At 43.0% G+C, this 23295-nt stretch carries 16 protein-coding genes and 2 pseudogenes; 14 read left to right on the forward strand and 4 right to left on the reverse strand.

Going from position 1 to position 23295, the window contains the following annotated elements; translation table 11 throughout:
• Position 1: 1 nt before the first annotated feature.
• The 3 genes from mobH to mobI are packed head-to-tail and all read right to left on the reverse strand — an operon-like array spanning position 2 to position 3790.
• Positions 2–2623, reverse strand: a complete 2622-nt coding sequence (gene mobH / locus AM629_RS06320; RefSeq protein WP_054477214.1) for a MobH family relaxase — start codon at positions 2621–2623, stop codon at positions 2–4.
• Positions 2624–2636: 13 nt separating this feature from the next.
• Positions 2637–3311 carry a hypothetical protein gene (locus AM629_RS06325; RefSeq protein ID WP_054477216.1) on the reverse strand — a complete coding sequence of 225 codons (675 nt, stop codon included), beginning with the start codon at positions 3309–3311 and terminating at the stop codon, positions 2637–2639.
• A gap of 14 nt (positions 3312–3325) precedes the next feature.
• Complete coding sequence (gene mobI, locus AM629_RS06330) at positions 3326–3790, reverse strand: conjugative transfer protein MobI(A/C) (RefSeq protein ID WP_054477217.1); 465 nt, start codon at positions 3788–3790, stop codon at positions 3326–3328.
• 139 nt (positions 3791–3929) lie between these two features.
• Here mobI and AM629_RS21940 point away from each other — a divergent pair.
• From AM629_RS21940 to AM629_RS23300, 7 genes and pseudogenes are all read left to right on the forward strand, one after another.
• A pseudogene (locus tag AM629_RS21940) lies at positions 3930–4016 on the forward strand (transposase); the annotation flags it as partial.
• A 643-nt stretch (positions 4017–4659) separates the two neighbouring features.
• The gene (locus tag AM629_RS06335) at positions 4660–5478 is read left to right on the forward strand and encodes a hypothetical protein (protein WP_054477219.1); all 819 of its coding nucleotides are present in this window, start codon (positions 4660–4662) and stop codon (positions 5476–5478) included.
• Positions 5462–5977, forward strand: coding sequence for a hypothetical protein (locus tag AM629_RS06340; protein WP_054477221.1), 516 nt, complete (start codon positions 5462–5464; stop codon positions 5975–5977). The genes AM629_RS06335 and AM629_RS06340 overlap by 17 nt, the downstream gene beginning before the upstream one ends.
• Positions 5978–6314: 337 nt before the next feature.
• Positions 6315–7358, forward strand: a complete 1044-nt coding sequence (gene traF / locus AM629_RS06345; protein WP_054477224.1) for a conjugal transfer protein TraF — start codon at positions 6315–6317, stop codon at positions 7356–7358.
• A complete protein-coding gene (locus tag AM629_RS06350; protein WP_083451883.1) occupies positions 7348–8760 on the forward strand; it encodes a conjugal transfer protein TraH in 1413 nt (470 codons plus the stop codon). The genes traF and AM629_RS06350 overlap by 11 nt, the downstream gene beginning before the upstream one ends.
• Before the next feature lie 14 nt (positions 8761–8774).
• The gene (locus tag AM629_RS06355; protein WP_054477226.1) at positions 8775–12767 is read left to right on the forward strand and encodes a conjugal transfer protein TraG N-terminal domain-containing protein; all 3993 of its coding nucleotides are present in this window, start codon (positions 8775–8777) and stop codon (positions 12765–12767) included.
• Positions 12768–12949: 182 nt separating this feature from the next.
• Entirely contained in the window at positions 12950–13144 is a 195-nt protein-coding gene (locus AM629_RS23300; protein ID WP_054477228.1) for a hypothetical protein, read from the forward strand.
• Between the two features lie 284 nt (positions 13145–13428).
• On the opposite strand, the gene AM629_RS06365 is transcribed toward AM629_RS23300, so the two are convergent.
• A complete protein-coding gene (locus tag AM629_RS06365; protein ID WP_054477230.1) occupies positions 13429–13980 on the reverse strand; it encodes a lytic transglycosylase domain-containing protein in 552 nt (183 codons plus the stop codon).
• 151 nt (positions 13981–14131) lie between these two features.
• Here AM629_RS06365 and AM629_RS06370 point away from each other — a divergent pair, with 151 nt between their 5' ends.
• The 7 genes and pseudogenes from AM629_RS06370 to AM629_RS06410 all read left to right on the forward strand — a co-directional run bounded on the left by AM629_RS06370 (position 14132) and on the right by AM629_RS06410 (position 23120).
• Positions 14132–14884 (forward strand): thioredoxin fold domain-containing protein, encoded by a 753-nt coding sequence (locus AM629_RS06370; RefSeq protein WP_072161825.1) that lies wholly within the window; start codon positions 14132–14134, stop codon positions 14882–14884.
• Between the two features lie 207 nt (positions 14885–15091).
• On the forward strand, positions 15092–15517 hold the full coding sequence (locus tag AM629_RS06380) for a hypothetical protein (RefSeq protein ID WP_149616969.1): 426 nt from the start codon (positions 15092–15094) through the stop codon (positions 15515–15517).
• 147 nt (positions 15518–15664) lie between these two features.
• Positions 15665–16474, forward strand: coding sequence for a DsbA family protein (locus AM629_RS06385; protein ID WP_054477236.1), 810 nt, complete (start codon positions 15665–15667; stop codon positions 16472–16474).
• A gap of 180 nt (positions 16475–16654) precedes the next feature.
• Positions 16655–17045, forward strand: a pseudogene (locus AM629_RS24510) (RNA-guided endonuclease TnpB family protein); the annotation flags it as partial.
• A gap of 449 nt (positions 17046–17494) precedes the next feature.
• On the forward strand, positions 17495–17956 hold the full coding sequence (locus AM629_RS06395) for a hypothetical protein (protein ID WP_054477239.1): 462 nt from the start codon (positions 17495–17497) through the stop codon (positions 17954–17956).
• Positions 17931–18374, forward strand: coding sequence for a hypothetical protein (locus tag AM629_RS06400; RefSeq protein WP_054477240.1), 444 nt, complete (start codon positions 17931–17933; stop codon positions 18372–18374). Before AM629_RS06395 ends, AM629_RS06400 begins: the two co-directional genes overlap by 26 nt.
• A gap of 459 nt (positions 18375–18833) precedes the next feature.
• The gene (locus AM629_RS06410; RefSeq protein ID WP_054477244.1) at positions 18834–23120 is read left to right on the forward strand and encodes a hypothetical protein; all 4287 of its coding nucleotides are present in this window, start codon (positions 18834–18836) and stop codon (positions 23118–23120) included.
• Positions 23121–23295: the final 175 nt, after the last annotated feature.

Genomic DNA, 23295 nt, shown 5'->3' on the forward strand with positions numbered 1-23295 from the left:
CCTAACGTAATTGAGCAAGAATAGGTGATAGATTGATGTTATTTGCTTCGCCAGCCTGCAAAAGATCATGGATGTTGATAGCGTAGCATTTGGCTTTGTAATTGCCTTTGGATAAGGTATATATCGATAGTTGCTGCAAGGTTTGGTTAAACTCATTCTTATTGAAGGAGTTAGGGAACTGCAACTTTTGAAAAAGAGATTTGGCAATGAATAGACGGTCATCCACGATGAAAAGGTAATTATCAGGGAACTTGGCTCCTTTATTTTGAGCGCCGATTAACTCGTTTATGGTATTAATTGCATTAGCAATAGTGGAATAATGCTCTGGAGTTGCGGTGTTAACTTCGGTCAACAACTCAATTGTGTAACTTTCACTCTTAACTGGCTTATTTGTTTTTGACTTAATAGGCAAAGCAGGATGTGGTCCAGACGAGTCCTTATTTCTGCCTTCAGTCCGGGATGCTCTGTCAGGAGAAGTTACGGGTGATGTATTTATCGGGCCAAACAAGGTCATGAAGTCAGCATGGTACTGTTCGGTATCAAAGTTATTTTGGGCATGCTGATAATATTCATCATCAACTGGAGGGGTATTATTAAGAATACCCTCCGGGATTGAGATCTTGAGAGAAGGCATTTCAGTTGAGTAATGCTCATAAGGAAGAGGCAGACTTTCCCTGATAACAGTATCTTTTGCGTAATCTCCGTCTGAGGACTCGACAGGGATCGTGTTATATAGCGGACTGTCCAATAGTGACTGAATAGTTGTTTCCTGGATATTCACTGTTGCAGTTAGCTGATAGCCAGCGGACTTGGTACCAAGGGCGCTCAGTCGGTTCCCACTCTCGTCTGGTACAACCCACTCTGTCTCAAGTGAGCCATCTCTGTCCGTTGTATCAAATAGCTCAGTGCTTGCAGGCATGTTTTCTTCAAGGTCTGGCAACAGGGACTTGAGACAGGATACTGAGACATAAGGGATACCGTCAGCAACATATAACCCGCCATCTGGTAATTTCCCGGACGTTAACAACTTCTCCAATTTTTTAAGCAGTTCCCTATTGCCAGAAATAAGAGTTGGGTCATCGTTCTCTGGGGCAATATTGCTAGTGGTTTGCACTGTAATAGGGCTTTGTGTATCTTCGGGGTCTTTATTTGAACCAGCAATTTGCTTATCGACGGTCTCGCTAACTTTGATAACTGCTTCACGTTTGGGTATAGATCGCAGGAATTCAGTCCGATTACCGGAATCGTCGACCAGTAAGAAATCTCTGTTCTCATTAACAGAGAAAATGCCTGGTACAGAATCTGGAATAATGTAGGAGTCGAAAAGTAAACCCACCCATTTAAGCTTTAATAGATTGTACCATTGGGTATTGGCAATACCTTGTTTAAACAGGTCCTTGATATCACCTTCATGAAAATTACCAGGCATGAAGAAATGAACAACTCTGGATTCGCTGTACGGTTCCACATAGCCACGCCGAATCAGTGCGTCAACCAATGCAGTGCTACCGATATTCCCTGAGGGAAAGTTGAAATCAATCTTCTGAAACTCTTTGAGTGCAAAGTCAATGAATGCTGTTTCGTTTAGATAAACCTCACCGCTAATAAGTATGATATGCATCGCTTTATTGTTGTTGTAATTATTAATGCCAAGTTCGCGGAAGTTTTCTCTAATCGCGCTTAAAGCACGGGTAGCTGCATCAGTTGATCGTATACCGAGAATTGGGTTGCGAATCAGGTTGAGATCAGTCCCTGTTGAGAAGTAATCAGCTTTGCGAACACAATTAGATAGAAAGTCATTGGCTCGATTATAATTAATTAATGTGAACAACATGCGATCATATATTTGCTCTCGGCTGACAGAGCTAAGATAATTCAAACAGGTGCTGTTGAGTATCCTTTCAAGAAAAATACCTGAGCGGACAACATGTTGGTTGGCTTCCCTGCTACGCCATAATACCTCATAGTTCTCAACACTCTCATATTTCGCCCAGTCCATAAGGCTTTGTAATAAGGGATTCCATGTTGTTCTGTTTTGATCACTTATATTAATAACGTCAACGTCAAAAACTTTTCCGACATCATGGACTAAGCCACAAATGAAGGCTGCATATAAATATCTTTTTTTCCGGTCGACCTCTTCATCTTGATATCCTATTGGGGAAAGTTCAGTTTCATAGGCATTAATAAGAGCCATTAAACCGACATCCAGACTATGAGAGAAAAGTCCTCCAATGCCATTGTGATGATGATTCTCAGAAGCTGGCAATAAGTGGGTCCAGCGAATGAGTTCAACCATTGGACGGATCACAAGATTAGTAAATGTAAACGAATCCGGGTCATTAAGATTATCTGGCAATGACAATCTCATCTGAATCTGTTGCAGCTTATCCCTATAAATAGACAGTATTGCCAGTTCATTGAATACAGATATCCCTCGAGGGCGGGAGGGGCACTCTATGAACTTCAGCACTTCCTTGTTTGGCTTGTGAGGAATATCGAATGTCGTCAATCTTTTTATATGCGTGGGATGTGCGACTTCGTTTTCTTCAGAGAAGTTATCGATATTGATCCTTCGCCCGAAGATACCTGCTAGCAGCTTTGAGATGAATGTTAAGTTCATAGATCCCCTGCTACTAAGAAGCCTTTAATTCAGCATCAATATATTGCTGTATACTTTTATACTGTTTAATTTTTGTGAGAAATTCTTCAGCTTGATATTTGCCTTTAATTCTGTTTCGCACATTAAGGGTGCGACTGATTGCATCAATACCGACACGGAGATCAGCTAATAAATGGCTATGCGCGTTGTGATAGTCCAGCGTTCCAATTAAGCCGTACAGATGCTGAACATATAGCCGCTCAATGATTTTATTAATACGGAATATGTGTTGAATTAGTTGTCCGGTATTGTAATGGTTATACAGTATTGTCACTGGGACATAGGATTGTGGCGTGTAATTTGCAATTTGAAAAAATTCATCTTTTGGTTTTTTATCAATGCTTTCAATGACGCGTTCGGCTGAGTCCGCGACATTCTTACGTTCGGCAAGTAAGGTATCGAACCAGTTTTGAATTTTGGTCAGGGAATTAACATCGTTATTCGTAGTGACCGTGCGAAACAGATTATAAATAGCGGTGCTATTCGATGTCAGTGATTTAAGGATTTGGTCGTCACCTGCGTGAATATAATTATTAAATACAAGAGTGGCAGGTAAAAGCTGTACGCTTATCATACCTGGATCTTTGCTGCTATCGCGAAATCGCGGTGTACGGGTTTTAACTTCAACGATCTGTTCAACTTCGGACATATAGACTCCTGCGTTTAACTGTATTTACGGATTTTACGTGCCAGCGTTACGTTGTGTGCGTGTAAGCACTCCAGCGTTTCACGTAGAGGGCTTAATCGGCCTTCGAATTCTTTTATTAAAAGCCACTCCCAGTCTTTATGTTTTGGAAAGCAGCTAATAGAGTAGGCCCCTCTTTTTGTTGTACTTACACGCAGAGACATTCGTAGGCACGGTACGCCTTTTAATCGTGGAGCATAATCATTCCAAGTGATGGTTTGTTTCTTTCCATCACCGACGACCGTAACCTTTGGTGCATAACGACCAAGATTTTTATTCTTACCTCCACTTCCTTGAGATTCTTGTAAGAACTTTTTATTTTTGGCCTGAAAGATTTTCCAGTATTCATTACAGATGGCGTTAGCCTCCTCAACGAGGCGGTCAATTCCACGCTGCGTCTCTTTTCGGCTCGTCTTAAGTGTCTCAATGAGTATTTCTTTCATAATTCTCCCTTTTCCGATTACTGTACATGACGCCTTCTGAAGAGTGGTTCATTTAAGGGGGCATTTTTCACTACATGTGCGCCTGATTTTTTAATCCACACCTGCTTACCATTCCCGGTGTGCAGCTGCTGAAGTCAATGCGGAACAATTCTCGAATGGCCGACGGCTGTCCGCCTGGTGCGGTCTGGTTCCACGGCAACACAGCTCAGGCGGTAAAGTTCGGTTATCTTTTCCTGTATAAACCGGATTCACTGACCTAAAACAACAGACACTTTACCGGGTTTGCAAACACTGATGAGAAAACGGCTACTGTCCCTGAATAGCCTAGTCTTGACCAAGGTAGTGATATACCTATGTAGTGATAAGGAAACAGGGAGCGAATGACATCATGGCGCGGGCAAATTAGTCCAATATAATGCCGAATATATGGTTGCAAACTGTATCAATTCAATTCTTGCATCACATGGGACGTCCATATATGGTTTCTACAAATCTCTTTTATCGCACTTATGTTGGAAAAGTGTGGTAAGAAAATTTGTTCCTTATCACACTATTGGGATAAAAGTGCGACAAGGAATGCTTTGCCTTGTAACATTTTCTACATATAAGTGCGACAAGGTAACTTTGTTCGTATGGCACTTTTTGTTAAAAGTGAAACAAAGGGATTGTTTCAAATGGCTCATAGCTCTTAAGAATGTCTAACATCTGGATAAAAAAAGTATTACATGATTAAGCCCACGCGAAAGTAACTTTTTTCTTACTACTTGGATGAACTTAGTATTCGTTTTTAGGGCATTGCAAAGTTAAATAAGAAGCAACTCTCTGAATGATTAAAGGCGAGACAATTTATATCCAGAGGAGGATAGGCTGTGCTTAACAACTCGCAGCAGGTGTTACAGCAGACACTCAACCGCGTATTTCAAGGCGAGATTACAATAATCAGGGCTTATCATCGCCTTTTGAGCGGACTACCTATGGTAGGTTCAGTAAGTTATATTGCAGGTAATCAGCTCTTAACTCACAGATTGTTTACACCCGGCTATAAAATAGCTATTGATACAGCTCATAAAGCAGGGGGACGCCTTGGGAGTTTACTTATCCCTCGTTTTCGTAATAATGAAGTGAGTTGGGAAAAGTTTTTCACTGCAATTCTACAATATGATCTAAATAATTTTCCTGAAGGCGATCCGGAGGAGTTTCACTCATCGTTGTATAAAGACGGCGAGGAGGTTGACCTAGTGAATGGTACGAAAGGTCTTTATCGTCCGCATCATCTACTGAATTTTCGCGAGCGTATAATTGATGCGCAGTTTGACTATATAATTGAATTGATCTCGGTTGCCAGACTGTTTCCAGAATTTATAAGCCTTTATCTTGGTTTAAAACCGGAAATCGTACAGGATATTCAGGAATTGAGTGCATCATCACTGAAGCACATAAAGAATGCTGTATTATTCCCTCGGGTAATAAACTTTAAATCAGATAGTTTTGGAGAGAGTTCCGCATCACCTCGTAAGGCCAGTGCATGGGCATTTGAAGTTCTTGCAGACGTTAAGCGAGGCCATGTTAAAAATGAACTGATCGAACTACTCAGGTATGACACTCAGTTTACTAATGTCAGACAGGATATTGTTTCACACCTGAATTCCAATTTATTCGCGAGGGATTACGATGAAGTACACGACTGATAAAGCTACGGCTTTATTACGGGCTAGTGAAACAAGGGAGCAAGGAGCCAGTAAGCATACTATAAGAATACTTCATGGCAGGAATATTGCAGAAGAGCTTGAATATGAAAACGTTAGAACGACGAAAAGAGGGATTCGTAGCTGGTTAAAAAAACCAGAGCACAAACGTGTAACCACAATAATTGTTGACGTAGCTATAAATTATTATGGTTTTGATCCTCTGAATTCCGAAGTATCCATACGTAAGATGGATTTCAATAGCTTCATGCAACTTCTTTCTGCTATCGGTTACGATACGTACATGATTCATCTAAATAAGATTGTTGAAGTCCTGATTGATCTGAAGGATATTGATGATCTGGACAGTTGCATTAAATGTAATAGACCTTATGTTGTACCTTTATCCAATGATACCCATTGCCCTCGCTGCCGAGCTGCATCTTATAATTCAGCTCTGTTGAGATACTCTTCCTCCGAACTGGATTACACCGAAGTATAAGAAAAAAGTTCACTTAAGGTAAATTTATTGTACCTTGAAAAGTCTCATGTTATTCATCCTTTAACATAATTAATATTTTCCTTGGTTGTTGTATGGGATTAATAAACGGCAATGCATTTGCACGTTTACTTCATCATTAATTTATTAGCTTTGGGTTATCTATCGGTACATTTACACTCTTTTTAGGAGTTCTGTTAACCTTTTACCTTCTTTTGAGCCTTTCTGCTGGCTGCGGTTCTAGTTTGAGCTTCAGGTTTCCTGTGAAATAGCCAGTTTAAATGCAGGGGAGGTCGGGAGCTCTATGTCATCATATTCATACTCAATACAGGAGTAGTGTATGAACATGCGTAACAGTCTTCCTGCGATCACTTTACTGATAAGCACTGTGTTGCCATACGGTGTATCAGCTCAGACCGACCAGCAAAAAATTGACGGCACTCCTTTTATTTCAGGACAGGCTTTTAAGAAAGGGTTCTTCTGGTACGACGATCCCAAAAAGAAGGCAGAGGCGGAATTAGCTCAGCAACAAACCCCGCCTCCTTCTGAGACACCTGCGGAGACACAAAAACTAGAATTAAATTCTCAGTGGCTTAAAGAAAATATGCCGTCTTTACTGAAAAGCGCGATGGATAATCCGACCATGGAAAACTTGTCTCGCTATTACACGGCGCAACGACTGATGCTTGATATTAGTACCCGCTTTTCTGATAAATCAAAAGAGTACTTTTTAAAGAACCCTATGATGTCTGAAAAGCGCCGTCAGCCGGTAGAAAAAGTAGCTTTGGATTTCCATCGTGTGGTCGTAGAACAAAACCAGCAAGAGGTTATGAAAATGGTCTTTGAACGATCAGGTCTATTTTTCTTTTTCCAGAGTACCTGTCAGTTCTGCCATGAAGAAAGCCAGATCCTTTCATTTATGGAAAAATATTACTCAGTAGATATTCTTCCAATTAGCTTGGATGGCATGCCTCTCCATAACGGCCTTTTCCAGAACTTCAGCGTACCCAACGCTGCCCTTATTGAGCAATTTAAGATTCGAGAAGTCCCAACAATATATTTGGTTTCTAAAGACGGAAAATCTGCGCAACGAATCAGTGAAGGTATGATTTCCGCCGAGGAGCTGAAAAACACGATTCTTCTCGCTGCTCGTGGAATGAACATCATTGATGATGCTACGTTCCAGTTAACCCTTGATATTAAACGTCAGTATACCATCGGTGACAGTGGTGTGCTTACCGTCGATAAAAAGACTTTTGATGAAGATCCATATCTGCTTCAGAAAGTTATGGATGAGAAACTCCAAGACTACGATATGCCGACAGCTGATCCTATTCACTTGATTACGGGTAGCAATATTTCTGGAGGTGGTTATGGTCAGTAAACAAAGTTCGGCACCCCGGCTAAAGTTACTTTTCCAGGCTATTATTCTTACTTTTGGAATAAGCCTTAATGCTAACGCAGATAATGCGATGCGCAATATCTTTAACGGGATGCTAGCAAAAACTGATCCACAAAGCTTTACAACTGCAACGCGGGTTGGCGCGGTTGGAGGGTCGTTTTCCTATCGTCAAGTCAACGTGAATACGAACCTTGTTTCAATGTCTTTTCCAAAGGCTTCGGTTGGTTGTAACGGTATCGACGTTTTCCTCGGGTCCTTCAGTATGATCAATGGCGATCAGTTGGTTCAGGTGGCCCGAGGTATTGCGCAAGGTGCGGCTATTTATGCCTTTAATGTCGCTATTTCAGCTATTTGTGCCGACTGTGCAGCAACCATTAATGATATCCAGAACAAACTTCAGGCACTGAATAAGTTCGCCAAGGACAGCTGTAACGCAACTTATTCATTTCTAACCGAGAATGTTGGTACTCCCGAATCTTTTTCAAATTCTGTGGGAAGTGGCCCGGCATCTGTACTCAACTCCATTAATGGCCTTATTCCTGATTTCGGTGCATCCCAGACCAGTAATCCTTCGAAAATGACCAGTCAGGCGAAAGCCAAAAACCCAGAAGAATTTATTGAGAAGTTCAGCGGAAACATTCTGTATATGGGGTTCATGAGCATCGATAACGGTACGCTAGACATTGGGGGTGTCACTGAATTATCTGGTTATCGACTGGCAGAACAGTTGATGTCGCTTGTTGGTACAGTGATTGTTAATTGGGACATGAAAGGTGAGAAATCAGGTACTGAGGTCCGTCCACCAACAATGAACGTAACGGATTATATCTACGGACCAACAAATGGCACTGCAATCAAGATGTTGAAGTGTGCCCCTGCACCTGATCCGAAAACTGAGCGTAAAGCTCAGTGCCTTACTATGACAGAAACAACGGATGGAAGCTTTAAAGGACTTCAGCAAACAATGGAAGAGCTCTTACTCAATGTCCAGTCCAAGGTGCTAAATAACCAGCCAATAAGTGACGATGAGGCAAGGATGATTAACCTGATCGGGCTTTCGAACATCATCCCGACCCTGAACACGCTTTCTGCTACGGAGGGGTATAGATATATTCAGGATATCAGTACATATGCCGCGACTTCTCTCGTTATAAACATGTTCCGTCAAGTGACCTCCAAGCTTACCAATATGTCTGTTTCAAATGAGGCATTATCAGCCAGAAATGAGGATATCAAGCGCCTGGTGGATAAGTTAAATGAGCAGACAAAAGCTGCCTATGAATTAACGCAGGGACAAACTTCGACCTCTAAATCTTTAATCGGTTACTGGGATGAAGCGAGGATCAAATCTATGTTACAACGCGACGCCGGTTACCGTGGATAGGGGGGCGTAGGGCTATGGACTTTAATATCTATACCCTAGGTGACATTGATTTTGTCTGGTCTGCGTTCAACGGTATTGCCCTGATTTTTTCCAAATACCGCGGTGTCCGAGAATTCATGACCACGGCAGCAGTGCTTGCTGGGCTTCATTTGTTTTATAAAAGTTACTTATGGCTGCTGAATCCGCTTAAAAATGAGATTCCGGTATTTAACTTTATCCTAGGGCTTATCGTTTTTTCAATTGCGGTGATGCGGGTAGATGTCACTATCGAGTCTGTAAAATCGGGTGAAGTACGAGCTGTAAATGATGTGCCGATCCTGATAGCAGCTACAGCTACACTTACAACGAACCTTTCTCAGGGACTTTTACGGGATTACAAGACCGCATTTGACCCGCTTGCACCACCTGATCTTGCGTCGACAACACTTAATGACGATCTGACGCTTGGTCCAATGATTAAGTTCGTCAAGTTTATCCAGTGGGGGGGGGACTCACAGGGTTACTGTAGTCTTTTTCCATCACCATCATCCAAAATTGGTAATCTGAATTTATGCCTTACCGTACAGTCAGTATCTCTTAACTGCCTTAAAGCGACACAAAACTCAACAGCATCGATAGCTGGTAAGGAAAACATTTTCAACGATATTTTTTCGACTGATATCAGCGATTCAATGTCTAAAATTACCGCTGCTGTCAGCAGCGGAATGCGGAATGCTTCAGCTCAGCTGGTGGGTACTAATGGCAGTATTTCGAAGCCATGTTCGGAAGTGTGGGCAGATGTGCTGGCTATCAAGGATCGGCCTGAGTCCCAGAACTTGATGCGCACAATCGGACAAGTAAACGGAATCCTGAGTCCAGATGATGCTACAGGCTATGGTGGTGATGCTGACTTCACCAGCACGTTGAAAGCAGCGAACGGGCTTTACGGCAAAGCGATTCAGGCCCATGACGCAATGACGAACCTTTTTGTCCTGAATAATCTTCAAAAAGGTGCACAGCAATACCAGACGGCTCTTGGTCTGGCGACTGAAATGCAGCTCTTTGAGGCTTCGATTAAGCGAACGAATAACATGGCATCGCAAGGGCAGCTCTGGCAACATCTTTCAGGTGCTGCTATCTCGTTCCTGGAAATGTTTGCTTATATGGTGGCACCATTCTCATTGTTGATGCTAATTGCTCTGGGTGGTAATGGTGTAGCTGCTGCTGCCAAGTATCTGCAACTCGTCGTTTTTGTGAATATGTGGCCGATTACCGCAGTGATGGTAAATGCATATGTTAAAAAGGTTGTCACAGCTGATTTGGATACCTGGACAACACTAAATGCCAGCAATAACGCTGTTACATGGAGTGGACTCGCTGGTGTCGCTGAAACTTACAGTTCGTATCTTTCAGTCGCGTCGGCCCTTTACGCACTGATCCCTGTTCTGACGTTGTTCGTGATGACACAGAGCATTCATCCGATGATGTCTGCGACGAAGGGTATTACCCCTGATGCGCCTATCAATAACTCACATCTGACACCACAGGTATGGACTGCACCTGATGCAGGAAAAACAAGCTTCGGTGATGTAAGTCACACATCAGCTGTTTCAACCGGTCAGGGGTTATATCAGGGAGGGTTTAACAACTCGAATCTGCCACGTATTGGTGAGTGGAATGTAGGTAGCCAGATCTCTGACAGTATGGGGCATGGTGCGGCTTCACAGCTAAGTAAGATGCGATCCAGTCAGCAGTCTTTTAGTCGATCGTTGAACAACGCAACAGAGCTTGCAAAAACCGGTGCTCATAATGACCAATATTCCCAGCAATTAGCGCAGACAATTGCTCTTTCCGACAAATTGTCCTCTATGATGGCTAACAGTTTGGCTAAGTCCACTGGTATGAATTTCAGTGCAGGGAAAACCAGAGCCCAATCGTTCCTGCTGGCTGGTGGAGCCGATGGTTTTGTTGGAATAGGTACGTCTAGTGGTTCTCCTGTTAATGCGTCAGCAGGTATGAAAGGTAGTGTTACAGCTTCGGCGCTTCAGAGCAATAACGTGTCCGAATCGATGAATAAGGTTTTGAAAGGCGCATATCAGGATGCGATATCGACCGACCTAGCAACTGCACAGGAGCTGCGTAAAGGCTTAACCAGTTTGAGTTCAGACACATTTGGTACAAATTCTTCGGTAAAAGACGCATTTAGCCAGGTTCAACAAGACGCTCGGTCAGTATTGAGTAGCGCATCAACGACGGTTACAACTGATGGTAAACAAGGCAGTTCAAATGGAATGCAATTTTCTCAAACTGTCAACCTGGATGCAGTTAGTGACTCCATTAAAGGTACCGTGAATGAAGATTCTGTACGTACCTTTGCCCGTGCAAATGGTTTAAATGAAGATGCATTCACAGGTAAATATAATTCATATCTCGATATGTTTCGAAACAGCAATACTTTGGGGGAGAGTATCAACCGTCGTGACGCACTCGTTTCAGCCGTGCGCGATGAAAGTAACGCAAAAATCAGGCTTGATGCTGAAGAAACTCAGGAACATAACATGCAGGATATGCGTGATACTTCAGCCTTGTTGAAAAGCCTCACATCTACGTTTGGGGCTAACAATCAACAGCTTAACCCTGTTATCAATCAGCTGGATTCGATTACAGGCGGCAAATCTGCGGGCAATTATGTAGTTGAACAACAAGGTAAATTGGGTAGACCTGATACATCTGGAGTCATGTCGGCAAATCAGATTAATGCTGCTGGTAATCAGGTGGCCGGGAATGTTAACGCGCACCAGAGGCAACAAGATAAGACGGCAAACAAAAATCCGGATGGCACTGTTGCAGGAATTAAAGTGGCTGATCTTAATGATGAAATTGCAAGGGGAGTATATAACGGCAGGGCCAATCAAAACAGAGCTGCAGTGGTGTCTCAGGATGAACAGAACGCAATACAAAAAATTGATGATACAAGTAAACCATTTACGAAGAGAGGCGCCGAAACTCTTACAGCGATAGAACAGGCTGTAACCGACAATCTGCGTAAAACAGACGTGTTTCTGGATGCTGTTACCGGGGCTAAGCCTGCCGCAGTTCTCAGCGGAGCAGTAAAAAATGCTCAGTATGAGATGAACACCGACCGAAATTTCGAGTCAGCTGATTCATATATTGAACGGGTGAATCAGTCAAATAAGAGTAATAAAGAGAAGGGGCAGAATTTGGTTGCTCAGGCTGCATTCACACTTGGAGTTATGGAACGTTCTGGCCCAGGTAGTGCTGATTCAGGTCATGATTCCAAGGAGCAGGTAGAGATGTTAAGACAGGAAGCCAGAAAATATGGCGTTGACGCAAGTTATGATGATTTAAGACGGATACACATGCAATCTTCACGTTATAATAATGGTCACGCCAGCGTAGACGATGTAGTCAAGGCTACATACCCGGATGGCAGTAATCACAGTGATAATAGCGACAGGAGTTACCTGAGGCAGAGCTATGTTATTGGAACACCTGTACCGACGGAAATTGATGATCAGGGTGGAAAACAAATCAGACAAAATGACATATCGGGTAATAGCGCACTCGGTGTCGCTAAAGGGGTTACATATTATGTCGACGATGGTGTTCAAAACGTACTTGGGAAGCTGGGGCTCGGGATGATAGGAGATGGCGCGAGGCATATTGGTCGGTTCACGGGCTCATCAAATTCAGCTGCGGATACTTTAAACCTCAATGCGATGTCCACGTCGTTGACCGGTAATATAGGCCAACTTGCTAAAATTAATGCTACGATTAATGCTACGAAAGATAATATGGGTTTTTCAGCTGATAGTATGCAGCCTTATGAAAATGCGAAACAAACCAATCTCAGCAACATCAAAACAACATTAAGTGAAGATCCCCATTACGGGCCAGAAGTGGCCGATAAGTTCTCAACATTCTATTCATCCCTTCCCAATAACATTGGACAGGAAGATGCCAAAGACCGTATGGAACAGTTCCTTAATGAGAACAAGAAAAAATAGGCAAAATTAATAAAAATCCACACTTAGGTGCTGAGGTCTCCAGAAAAAATGAGAAACAGGCATAACGTTATGTGATCTACTAATTGTGCCAACAATTTCAGTGAGATCACTACTATACCCAATAGATTTCAAGTTGCAGTGCGGCGGCAAGTGAACGCATCCCCAGGAGCATAGATAACGATGTGACTGGGGTAAGTGAACGCAGCCAACAAAGCAGCAGCTTGAAAGATGAAGGGTATATATCTGTTCATAATTTTGCCCGGGATGCCTTAGCGCCGTTTCATAAATACCGGCGTTGTCAACGCAGTGCTACTCAACGGCGCATTGTTGATGCTGACCCGTATCGGGTACTTTCTGCCCGAGTGGGCTCAGATTAAAAAAATTAAATGCGTCGATCGTTTTCTGGGGAAGGCGTCACTTCATGAATCAACCTGTTCTTTGGTCTCGTTTTTATTTTACAGACTTGTATGGTGATACTTGACGTTGTGAAACAGTACACGGAGCTAACACCCTGGAGAAACTTTCCCCCACCTTGTGTCGGCGGGAGTCCCCTTTCGAAGAAAAAGATGGGAGCTTATCGGTCGTGTCCAGCGCCAGTTACAAAAAACTGGCGATTCTTGACACTATGTATTTAATATTAAAGCAGAAAGACATCCTCATATTAAAGCTGGTAATCGGCCTGAATATCTGTAGTCTGGTACGCTCCGTGCTGAGTATGCCCATTGTAACTGGTCCAGGGCTGGGTCCACTGATAAAGCTCATGCATGCCATTTCGTTGTTGAATTCTGCGATTGTATCGTTCCATGAATTTAAAAATGTATACAGCTCTGACTTTCGGCGTTTTACTATTGTAGTCACCGATACCCTCAAAAACATTTCCCTTGCGATCAACTATCTTGCGATAGAGCCACCATGTTCCTACCCAAAAATTTGCACAAGCATCATAGGCAAGGACTTTCCATGTTACCTTGGGGAAGTGTTCCCGGATCTCCGGTAAGTTTGAAGAGTTGATCTGCATTGGTCCGATATCATAGCTGCCATTAGTGTTGTGAACGAAAGAACCAACCTTTCCCCCTTCGTTATCAAATAATGTGAACACCAGCTCTGGATCGATGCCAAAAAAGTTTGCGGCATCACTGACACACTGGTTTCTGATTTCGACAGGGACTGCAATGGGTATTGGCCTTTCATGTTCTGCTGGTGGGGTAAACATAATCGTGATTCCGGTGTTATCAACTTGCTTTTATTGTCCTTCATTCCTGTTCTGAGTCTGTCTACTTAACCCCGTTACTTTCTGTTTTAAGTGAACAAGGTGGTCTGAATGTGTTTGGTACTATAAGCGGACAAAACAAATGGGGGTGTTGATGAAACGGAAACTATTAGCTCTGACTGTAACCCTGAGTGCCGTGACGGTATTAACCGGAACAGGTTCAGTCTTAGCTGAAGTTAAAAATCCTGGCACAGAGTTGTCTGTTGAAGTCAGGGAAAAATTAACGAGTGTAGGGTTGTCAATACAACATATTGAACCTTCACCATTGAAAGGCATTTTCACGGTTGTATCAAAAGAGGGGGTGAGTTACGTCGACAGTACCGGCAATTATATCTTTACAGGCAGTCTGTTCCGTGTAAACGGTAAAAAAGTCGAAAATACGACCGAGCAGACTGTTCTCAATGGAGTGAGAAATTTCGCTGTAAACACACGGACAATTACCTATAAGTCACCGAAAGAAAAATATGTGTTGGGTATATTCACTGATATAACTTGCGGATTTTGTCAGAGACTTCACCATGACATTAATGATTACCTTAATGCAGGCATTACCATTAAGTATCTTGCATTCCCCCGGGCCGGTGTGAATTCCGTCGTTGCAGATAATATGGCGAAAATCTGGTGTGCCACAGATCCTTCAAAATCGTTAACTCAGGCAATGAACGACGCCAGACTGCCTGACGGGCGGCCTATAGCTGAATGTCAGGAGCTTATAAGATCGCACTACCAGATAGCATCAACCATCCCTTTACAGGGTACTCCCACGATGGTGACGTTGAGTGGTAAACCTCAGTTATTTACTGGATGGGTAAGTCCTGAAAATCTTGTTAAGAAGATGAGTGATTGAGAAAGTTACTTTGTAGTTTGATGACTGACAAATGGATTACCTTAATGAAACATACAATCTTAATCACGGTATTGTTATTATCGGTTTCCGCTCTGCAAATTATATTAATGGTGCATATCCGGCGCAGGCATCACTTGCCAGGCAGAAGGTAAGTGATGATACAGCGAAGAAACTTAAAAGCTTTATGGCTGAACGTAAGGATGGATCATGTCAAAGTTGCATCGCTGCTGTGAGCATATAAGTGGACTGCCTGGGACATGCTATCTGGACAGTCCGGCTATTCTTCTGGCCTACCATCTGACGTTCAAAAGATTTAGGTTATGTATGGCTCTCTGGTTTATCTGGATCGTTGCGAGCCTGATATGTGGCTTTGGCGAGTTGTTGCCAGTCCGATACTTGATTTTCTCATTACCCTGCCAATTTCTTGCAATAGGCATCATCCAGTTTCAGCTGAATGCACTGCATCCGGAAAAAAAGATGAGCAAAAATCTGCTCAGCAAAATACTCAAAAGTAATGAGGTGAGTGAGGATGAGAAAGCTCAGATTAGAAAGATTTTCATCAGTAAATCAGAACCCCTGAGAATGGGGGATTTGTACCGACTCCGAGACTTTAACCGACAAATACCGACGTAGTGCCGATGTTGTTACCATGGAACTACAGACCCGGCTTATAGGAATAAGTAGAATTGGTGGATTAAGTGACTCGGGAAGCCTAGGTGCTTTCATTATAATGAATCGGAAAACTCACCTAAGGTTCTATTACTCATTGAAAGGGTTAACATGAAGGCATTGTCATTTCTGAAGCCACTGACTGGCGTGGTCATTACTGCCATCATTGCCGCTGGTACAACAGTTTTTGTGACAAACCACTATTTCCAGACGAAGAATTATTCTGAAGATGAAATCGGGAAAATTGCTGCTAATTACCTGATTAAAAATCCGGACAATCTTCTAAAAGCAGGTAAGGCCCTTGAAGAGAATAATGCAAATGCGTTCATTGATCGGTTACTTCCCTATGCACCTGCGCTTTTTGACACCTCCGTTACGCCTAACTACGGCCCTGATAATGCTGATGTCGCGGTTATCGAATTCTTTGACTATCTCTGCCATTATTGCCAGCAGGTAAGCTCTACCGTCGGGCAGGTGATCCAGCAGGTCCCCAACGTTAAGTATTTCTTCAAAGAGTTCCCTATTTTTGCCTCCGCTAAACCAGTTTCGGGTCAGTCTGCGGCTACCGGTTTACATGTCTACAAAAACTTCGGTTCTAAAGCATACCTTCGTTACCATAATAATTTGATGGTGACTACGGGTACGTTTGGCCGTGATAAACGAGTGTTCACGGAAAGTGATCTGAAAGTGGTCGTTGAAAAATCCGGCTTTAACCAGGCATTCAGCGACGATGAGAAAGAGAAATATGAACAGGTAATTACAGCCAATATGCAGTTGGGGGAACAGCTGGGCATTAACGGCACGCCTGGATTTATTGTCATGAACAAGAAAAATCCGACGGCGGCCACCACATCCTTTATTCCCGGGGCTACAGATATCAATACGCTTAAAGACGCGATCAATAAGGCTCGGGGCAATTGATCCATTACCCCGAGTAATCACAACCGGTGGGATTGGACTTGTCTGTGTGTGGTTATTACGTTTTAACAACTGCAAGCTCATCCCATCGTTTTGTTTACCATTTATATCACAAGCATCACAGGTGCGTCTTCCTGCGTGAAAAAGTGGCAGAGAAAGTTCTGGAAATGGGGGCTAAGGCTGGTGGCGAGATGTCACGAGCATCCCGCTAATGCTCGTCATGATTTTCACTATAAACTTTCCAGACAAATCGTTGACGAAAACCAGTCCGTGATAGTCGAGACGTTGAAATCATTAAATAGGTTAAAAAAAACCGTAGGTTGGCAAAACATATCGCAGAGGCTTCATGGTATAGCTTTGTGTCAAAATTGGAATACAAAGCAAAACAGAAAGGCATCCATCTGATCAAACTTGATCAGTGGTGCGCGAGTTCAAAAATGTGCTATTGCTGCGGTTATAAAATGCCAGAAATGCCGTTAAATGTGCGCTTTTGGCCATGTCCTAAGTGTGGTATTAAACATGACCGTTATCTATTACATAAGATATCAACGCGGCATTGAATATCAAACAGTAGGGCATAGACAAATTAAAGGCGGAAGAATTTATCGTTTCTGCCCACAGAGGCTTGTGTCAGACTCGTCAAGTTCGAGCAACAGCCTGAGAAGTGAGAAGCCTCGCCCGATAGGTAGAGCGGGGAGCAGTCACTCGGGTTCGCTTGCTATAATCTGATCAAATCATGGATAATTGATATACTATTCGGATATAGTCGTCTGTGAATTTGCCTTATTGATGTTTTAAAGTCATATCATATGGCATCAAAAACATCGGTTTAGGGTTCGTTAACAGCAGATTATCTTCTATTACAAAAGGCAACTACCACTATTGCTGGGCAGCTGATTGAGATAAAAGCAGTATTTTTATTGGCGTATACCGGGAGTCAACTAGCTACTTTTTCTGGAAAATTTCAGTTAATCGGTATGCCATTAATCTATTGATTATTATAAAAAGCGAGCGAGAAAAAATATGCAAACTATTGGTAACATGATTCATGGTCTGAGAAGAAGTGAACTGCTTGAAGTCCTTGATAATTCAAAATTTCCGGTTCAGCATCTCACCAATCCCTTTGCTCGAACTACAAAGGGGCTGTCACAACCTGTCATTTTTGATCTTGATGGGCTCCACATAACAATCACACCAATTGTCATATCTAAACACGATTGGGACCTCGCCCCAGCTGATACAATCATCATTGAAGTCATTATCCCACCCGTTGATGAGATTAAGCTGGTAAATGAAGATCAACTTCTCCGGGACAGCGGGATTGGGTTTATACAGCGTGTACCAGCTGGGATAACTATTCGTAGAACTGTGACTTTCGTAGGCGGAATTACGGTAGATAACCTGCTTTACCAGCTCCAGCTGCTATGTGTAAGCGCTTTGCATCTGCTTGGAGAAGAAAGTGAAGAGAGTGAGAAATATCAATAAAGTAGTGGTAGTGGCTGGAGGTGTACTGGTAGCCTGTCTTCTTGTTTGCTGGGGCTTGGGAAAGATATTTCATAAAGACGATCTAATAAACCTGACAGACAACAGACTACAGAAAGTCTCAAACTTCATATCATGTTCAGTTAATATCCCTTCACTTAATATTGCAGTGAAAGGAAAAGATTTAATCTCTATAAATGGCATTGATTCAAAAGTGATATCTATAAGCAATAATTATAGGAGTCATAATTCTAAACATATTAATTGTAATGGAAAAAAACTCTCCAATATTAAGGTTATTGAAACAGCATCTTATTCATTTTTGATGGGTAAGGATAATAAATCTATTTACATGGCAGATTTTAAAAATAAATTTAATGACGAAATGATTTCTGGTAGCTGGGTCTTTAATGCGGGATAAGGGCATGCAGACATCACAGCTTCAGTTCCCTGCTAAGGCACAAAATTAAGGTGTTCGTGTCTGGTTGTGCGATGGAACGGACGGTAAAAAAGGCTACAAATGGCACTCTGCAAGTGATGGACTCCTTATGACAACGGGTATTGTTCCGACTGAAACTGGGGCAACCTTCCAGCAGTTTCAGTACCGATTACCCGTCAATGAGATAGATAGTGTAAGGGTCGGTACATTCTTGTTGGGGGTCCTAACCTTGAAGATACCCTAGGTATCTTCAGAATCAATTATTACAACACGTCGGCTTGCTGAATCCAAACGACGAGGCACACAATTATAAAGATCACCACGGCACAAAAGTTAGCTTGGGTGTCGTGTTTTTTTGTACCTCTATACGTCGTCAGTGATTGATCTTTGTCGTTTAAAGTAACTGTAGAAATTCAGTACTGAATACTACAGGAAACTGTCATGAGAAAATCCGGAGTAAGCCTTGCTCTGTTGTTTTCGCTATTTGCACCGCCCAAGAACCTGCATGCTGAAGCAATCATGATTTCAGGTAAGCTCGAAGCTGAGTTACCCAAAATAAATTTTGCTAAAGATTCAGGTGATCTCGTTGCTTACGTGAACTCAACCACCATAACTGCTTCAGGGGACGGAACGGCTTGTAACGTCACAGTGGATAATCGCGCCACATCTACACTCGATAACCTAGTCTGTTTTTTTGAGTGGTTGCCTAACGCATACGGCATGACTGCTAACGGTTTCATACTATCAGGTATCCCCAACCAGGTCGGCGAAATGAAACTGCCGTACTTGGTTTCCTATTATTCAGGGCGTGAACGACAGAAAGTCGAGATTATACGCTCTGAATATACTGTCTCTACGGTTGCGCCTGTTAAACCGGTAATTACAGGTATGAAATCTTCAATCAACGGGCAGGTTCTTGAAGGATTTATCGTCGACTCATACATTAAAGATGAAGCCCTCAGAAACATCACTGTACAGATTCAACCACGTGATTTCATTCAGTATATTTCAGTTGGTAATGGTTCATCATGTGAGGTCCCGGTTGGTGGGGATAACTGCACGATAACGGTCGGAAGTGTACGGGTGAGTGACTCTGATGAATTGCAGGGTTCACGGAACATTACTGTTACAGCCAATTCAAAAAATAACTATTTCGCTCCACCGGAGACGCATAATCTTACTTTGCGTTGGGATTACCGCCCCCCGGTTGTTGACCATACATTATGGAATTTCACTGATGATGCCAGAACCATCGATGTTGGTGGTCAGAGCATTTACACTGGGCCGAAAACTGTTGCTGTTGCTGTCAAGGTTCCCCAACAGGGCACAACAGGGGAATGGTGGCTCCCAACCTCTATGACACTAACACTAATCCCTGATGGTGTTTTCAAACCAGTAACAAAAGTCACTCTTGATGATGGTACCGTTCTTGATTTTAATCAGACGTGGACGACGCCGACCAAACGTACTTTGCTGCCCGTAACCGGTCCGCAGTTGGTGAGGGATGAATATCTTTATATATTCGATGTCCAGGATTTGATTAGTGGATCTTACAGCGCAAGCTTTGCGGTTGAAAACAAAAGCGCAAACAAGTCTGTTTATGATGAGACTAATTCCAAGCTTATGCTCAGTGACTCACCGTCTCTTCTTGTTATTAAAGATGGGCAGGGATTGGGCAAGCGAGCTCCTGTTTATTTTCTGAATGAGGTCATCGTAGCGGCGTTCCAGGGGCAAGAAGGTATTGCGGATATCAAGTCTGCAACGATTGACAACAAAGTTGTGAAATTAATGCCGACCAGCCATAAAGGGATTTATTACCTGCCTGCCGGTGACGACCTCGCACTTAATGTAGATCATCAACTGACTCTGGTAGCAGAAAATATTTACGGTAAACAAACAACTCTGGAAACTACCTTTGAATATATGCCCATGGGCTTTACCCTTAAGAATCTGGAAAAGGGAATAAAATTGTATTCACGAGTTCGCCAATACACGGATTTGATGTCTCAGACCTCTGGGACAAACTGCACTTTGTTTACAACCAAGGAAAATGCTGATGAATATCTGAAATGGGTGGGTAATAACCCAAATATCATTGCTTGTTACCCACAGTGGAACAATGTCCCAGATGGACTTGAGTTTTACTTTAAAGGGCGTACCCCTGGCTTGAGTGGATTCTTCAATGTAACCGGTGAAAACCTTCTGGATTACTACGTTTATATGACGAATGCCAGAGGTTCTAGGGCTGTGGCGGTGCGTAACCGTTTCAAGCTGAATGCAGAACTCCCATATGACCCGGTTATTACATACAAAAAGAGTAAGACTATTGCAGGCATTAATCCTAATACGGCGCTCGTGTACACAACTGGGGGGGAAGCTGCTCGTATCGTTGCGAAGGTTGTTCCGTCAGACATTAACATAACGACCAAACAAAACAGTGAGGAACCGGTAAAAACAGCGTACAAAAATAGATCGTCAAGTATTGATGCGACAAGTTTTGTCCAGCGTCTGAAATTTGGTCCATCTTCGTTGTGGACCAAGAATGTTATGGATATCGATGTTGCCTATGCAAAAGACCCGGCGCTTCATACCCAGGACATACTGAATGTCTATACCGTTCCGGACTTTAACATCATGACATATCTTAAAGTTGATGATAAGAAAACCGCCACCGGACTTAAGCTACCGCTGACGATCAATATTGGCCGCTATAAGAATGACTGTCGCTGTACCAAGTTCGTTCGTTCCGATATGGGTGAGTGGGATGTCACGGTATATGCACAAAAGAGCATCTACGCGATAGATCATGAGACAGGCCGTTACAAGACGACGTATGAGCGTACCGCCCTGACTAAGCCATTGCCTGTAAATGACGAGGGTATTGTAGCTACCAAAATTGATATTAAAGGACTGGACCTTGGTAATCATCGTCTGATAGCCGTGGCTCAGGTTCGCTCACCATTTGAAGACTTCGTAATGAAACGTGAAAGTAGTGCTGTCAGTATTCGCGTTTACAACGGCAAAGAGCTGGAAGGCGGTCTCTCCAAGGGTCAAATCATAGGAAGAATCCCGCTAAGTACAGTGGTTTCATTTAAAACTAAGTCAACAGTTGATGCTGATGCCTTATCCCCAACGGAGTGGCAAACGTCCGAAAACAACGGTACCACTTGGACTAAGCTGACCGAGATGGATGGAAGGCGCAGTGTAACCATCAAGAAGACTACGGTTGGAAAATGGCTGTACCGTGCAAAAATGAAGAATAAGTTTACCAACCTTGAATCGTTGACCGATGTCTTGACAGTGGTCACATACAAGGAGCCCAAAGTATCAATTAAGGTTGTACCGACACTGGAAGGCAATGATATTCCGGTACAACTGATGGATAACGGCGAGCCCGTGCCTGAAGGGACGGCAGAAGTGGTCTGGTCTGAGGATAAGGAAAACTGGTCCGAAGGCAGCACATCGTACAACATCACTGCATCGGATGAACTGCCCCAGTACATCTATGCCCGAATGCGCTATTCGGATTCTGATGGATTGACCGGTGAACAAGCTTGGAAGGAAACCTCTGCAAGAGTCACTATAACTAAACCAAAACGTCTGTCAGTTAAGGCAACGGGTAGTTCGATGGTTGAAGTGGGGCAACAGGTAAACCTGACGGGCTCCTATATCAACCCGAACGAAAAGGTTGATGATAATGAAGAAGTTAGTGAAGAGTGGAAAACGCCAGACGGCCAGATCATCAAAGGGTCGGCGCTGAATCTAACATTGACTGAAGATATGCTCGACAAGCAGGGTTACGCCGCGTTTGAGTACAGTGCTTGGCTGACAAAACATAAAGAAAAAACCATTTCGACAAGACGTGTATCTGTTAAATCTTGGGTATACAAATTCCCGGAGGTGAAAATGAACACGCGTCTTCGTTATGCAATGGCCCCGTCAACCCTGACTGTTTCACTGTCGGGAGTTGATGATGAATACCCGGGAGTGACGTATACCCGTGAATGGATTTACAACAAAGAGGAACTGAAGCTCACTAAAGATGACGGCGATAAGAAGGAATTTTCCATATTGAACTCAGGAAAATATACTTTATTTATTGTCTTTAAAGATAATCGTGGCAACGAAAGTCGTCTTGAAAATACATTTATCGTGGATGATCAAACACCGATGAAGGTAGAAATGACGCCTAAGTTCTCTAACAAGTATATGCGAGCCCCACTTGACGTAACTTTACGCTCAAATATCAAATTGTCTCACTCAGCTGATGTGGTCGATACGGTGACGTACAAGCTGAACGGGCAAGCAATCGATGGAGGTAGAAATTACTGGGCTCAATTCTTACCTGGTTTGGCAGAAGGCAAATACCAGCTGGTTATTGAGGTGGTAAGTAAGTTTGGTCAGCGCGGCACTGCGAACGTTGATTTTGACGTAGTCAAAAATGCTCCTCCCAAGTGCATATTAGATTATACGGAAACCAATCTGAGCTGGAATTTTACTAATAAATGTACGGATTCCGATGGTAAAATGCGCAAATATGAATGGTACATTAACGACGAGCAGAGAAATGTATTCGGCAATTCAGCAACACTGTCGAAGAACCTCAATAAGGGTAAACAGGTCGTAAAAGTGATTGCTTATGATGACAGTAACGATTCTGATACGCAAACCGTGACGGTCTATGATCCTAATGATAGCCAAATGGCGCCGCCTACAGTTGCAAACTAAAGCACAATAAATAAAAACCCGGCTGTGTGGCCGGGTTTTTTCGTTTTATATTTTACCCTCTCCGCCCTAGTCGCCTTGTAATGCGCCGTATACCCCTTTAAAAAAGTAACTTTAGTGCGAGGGATTATTTCAATCGCCCCCACGGATAAAATAATTTTCCTTGTTTAGCGAACCG

It is taken from the genome of Photorhabdus heterorhabditis (assembly GCF_001280945.1).
In the GTDB taxonomy this organism is placed as follows: domain Bacteria; phylum Pseudomonadota; class Gammaproteobacteria; order Enterobacterales; family Enterobacteriaceae; genus Photorhabdus; species Photorhabdus heterorhabditis.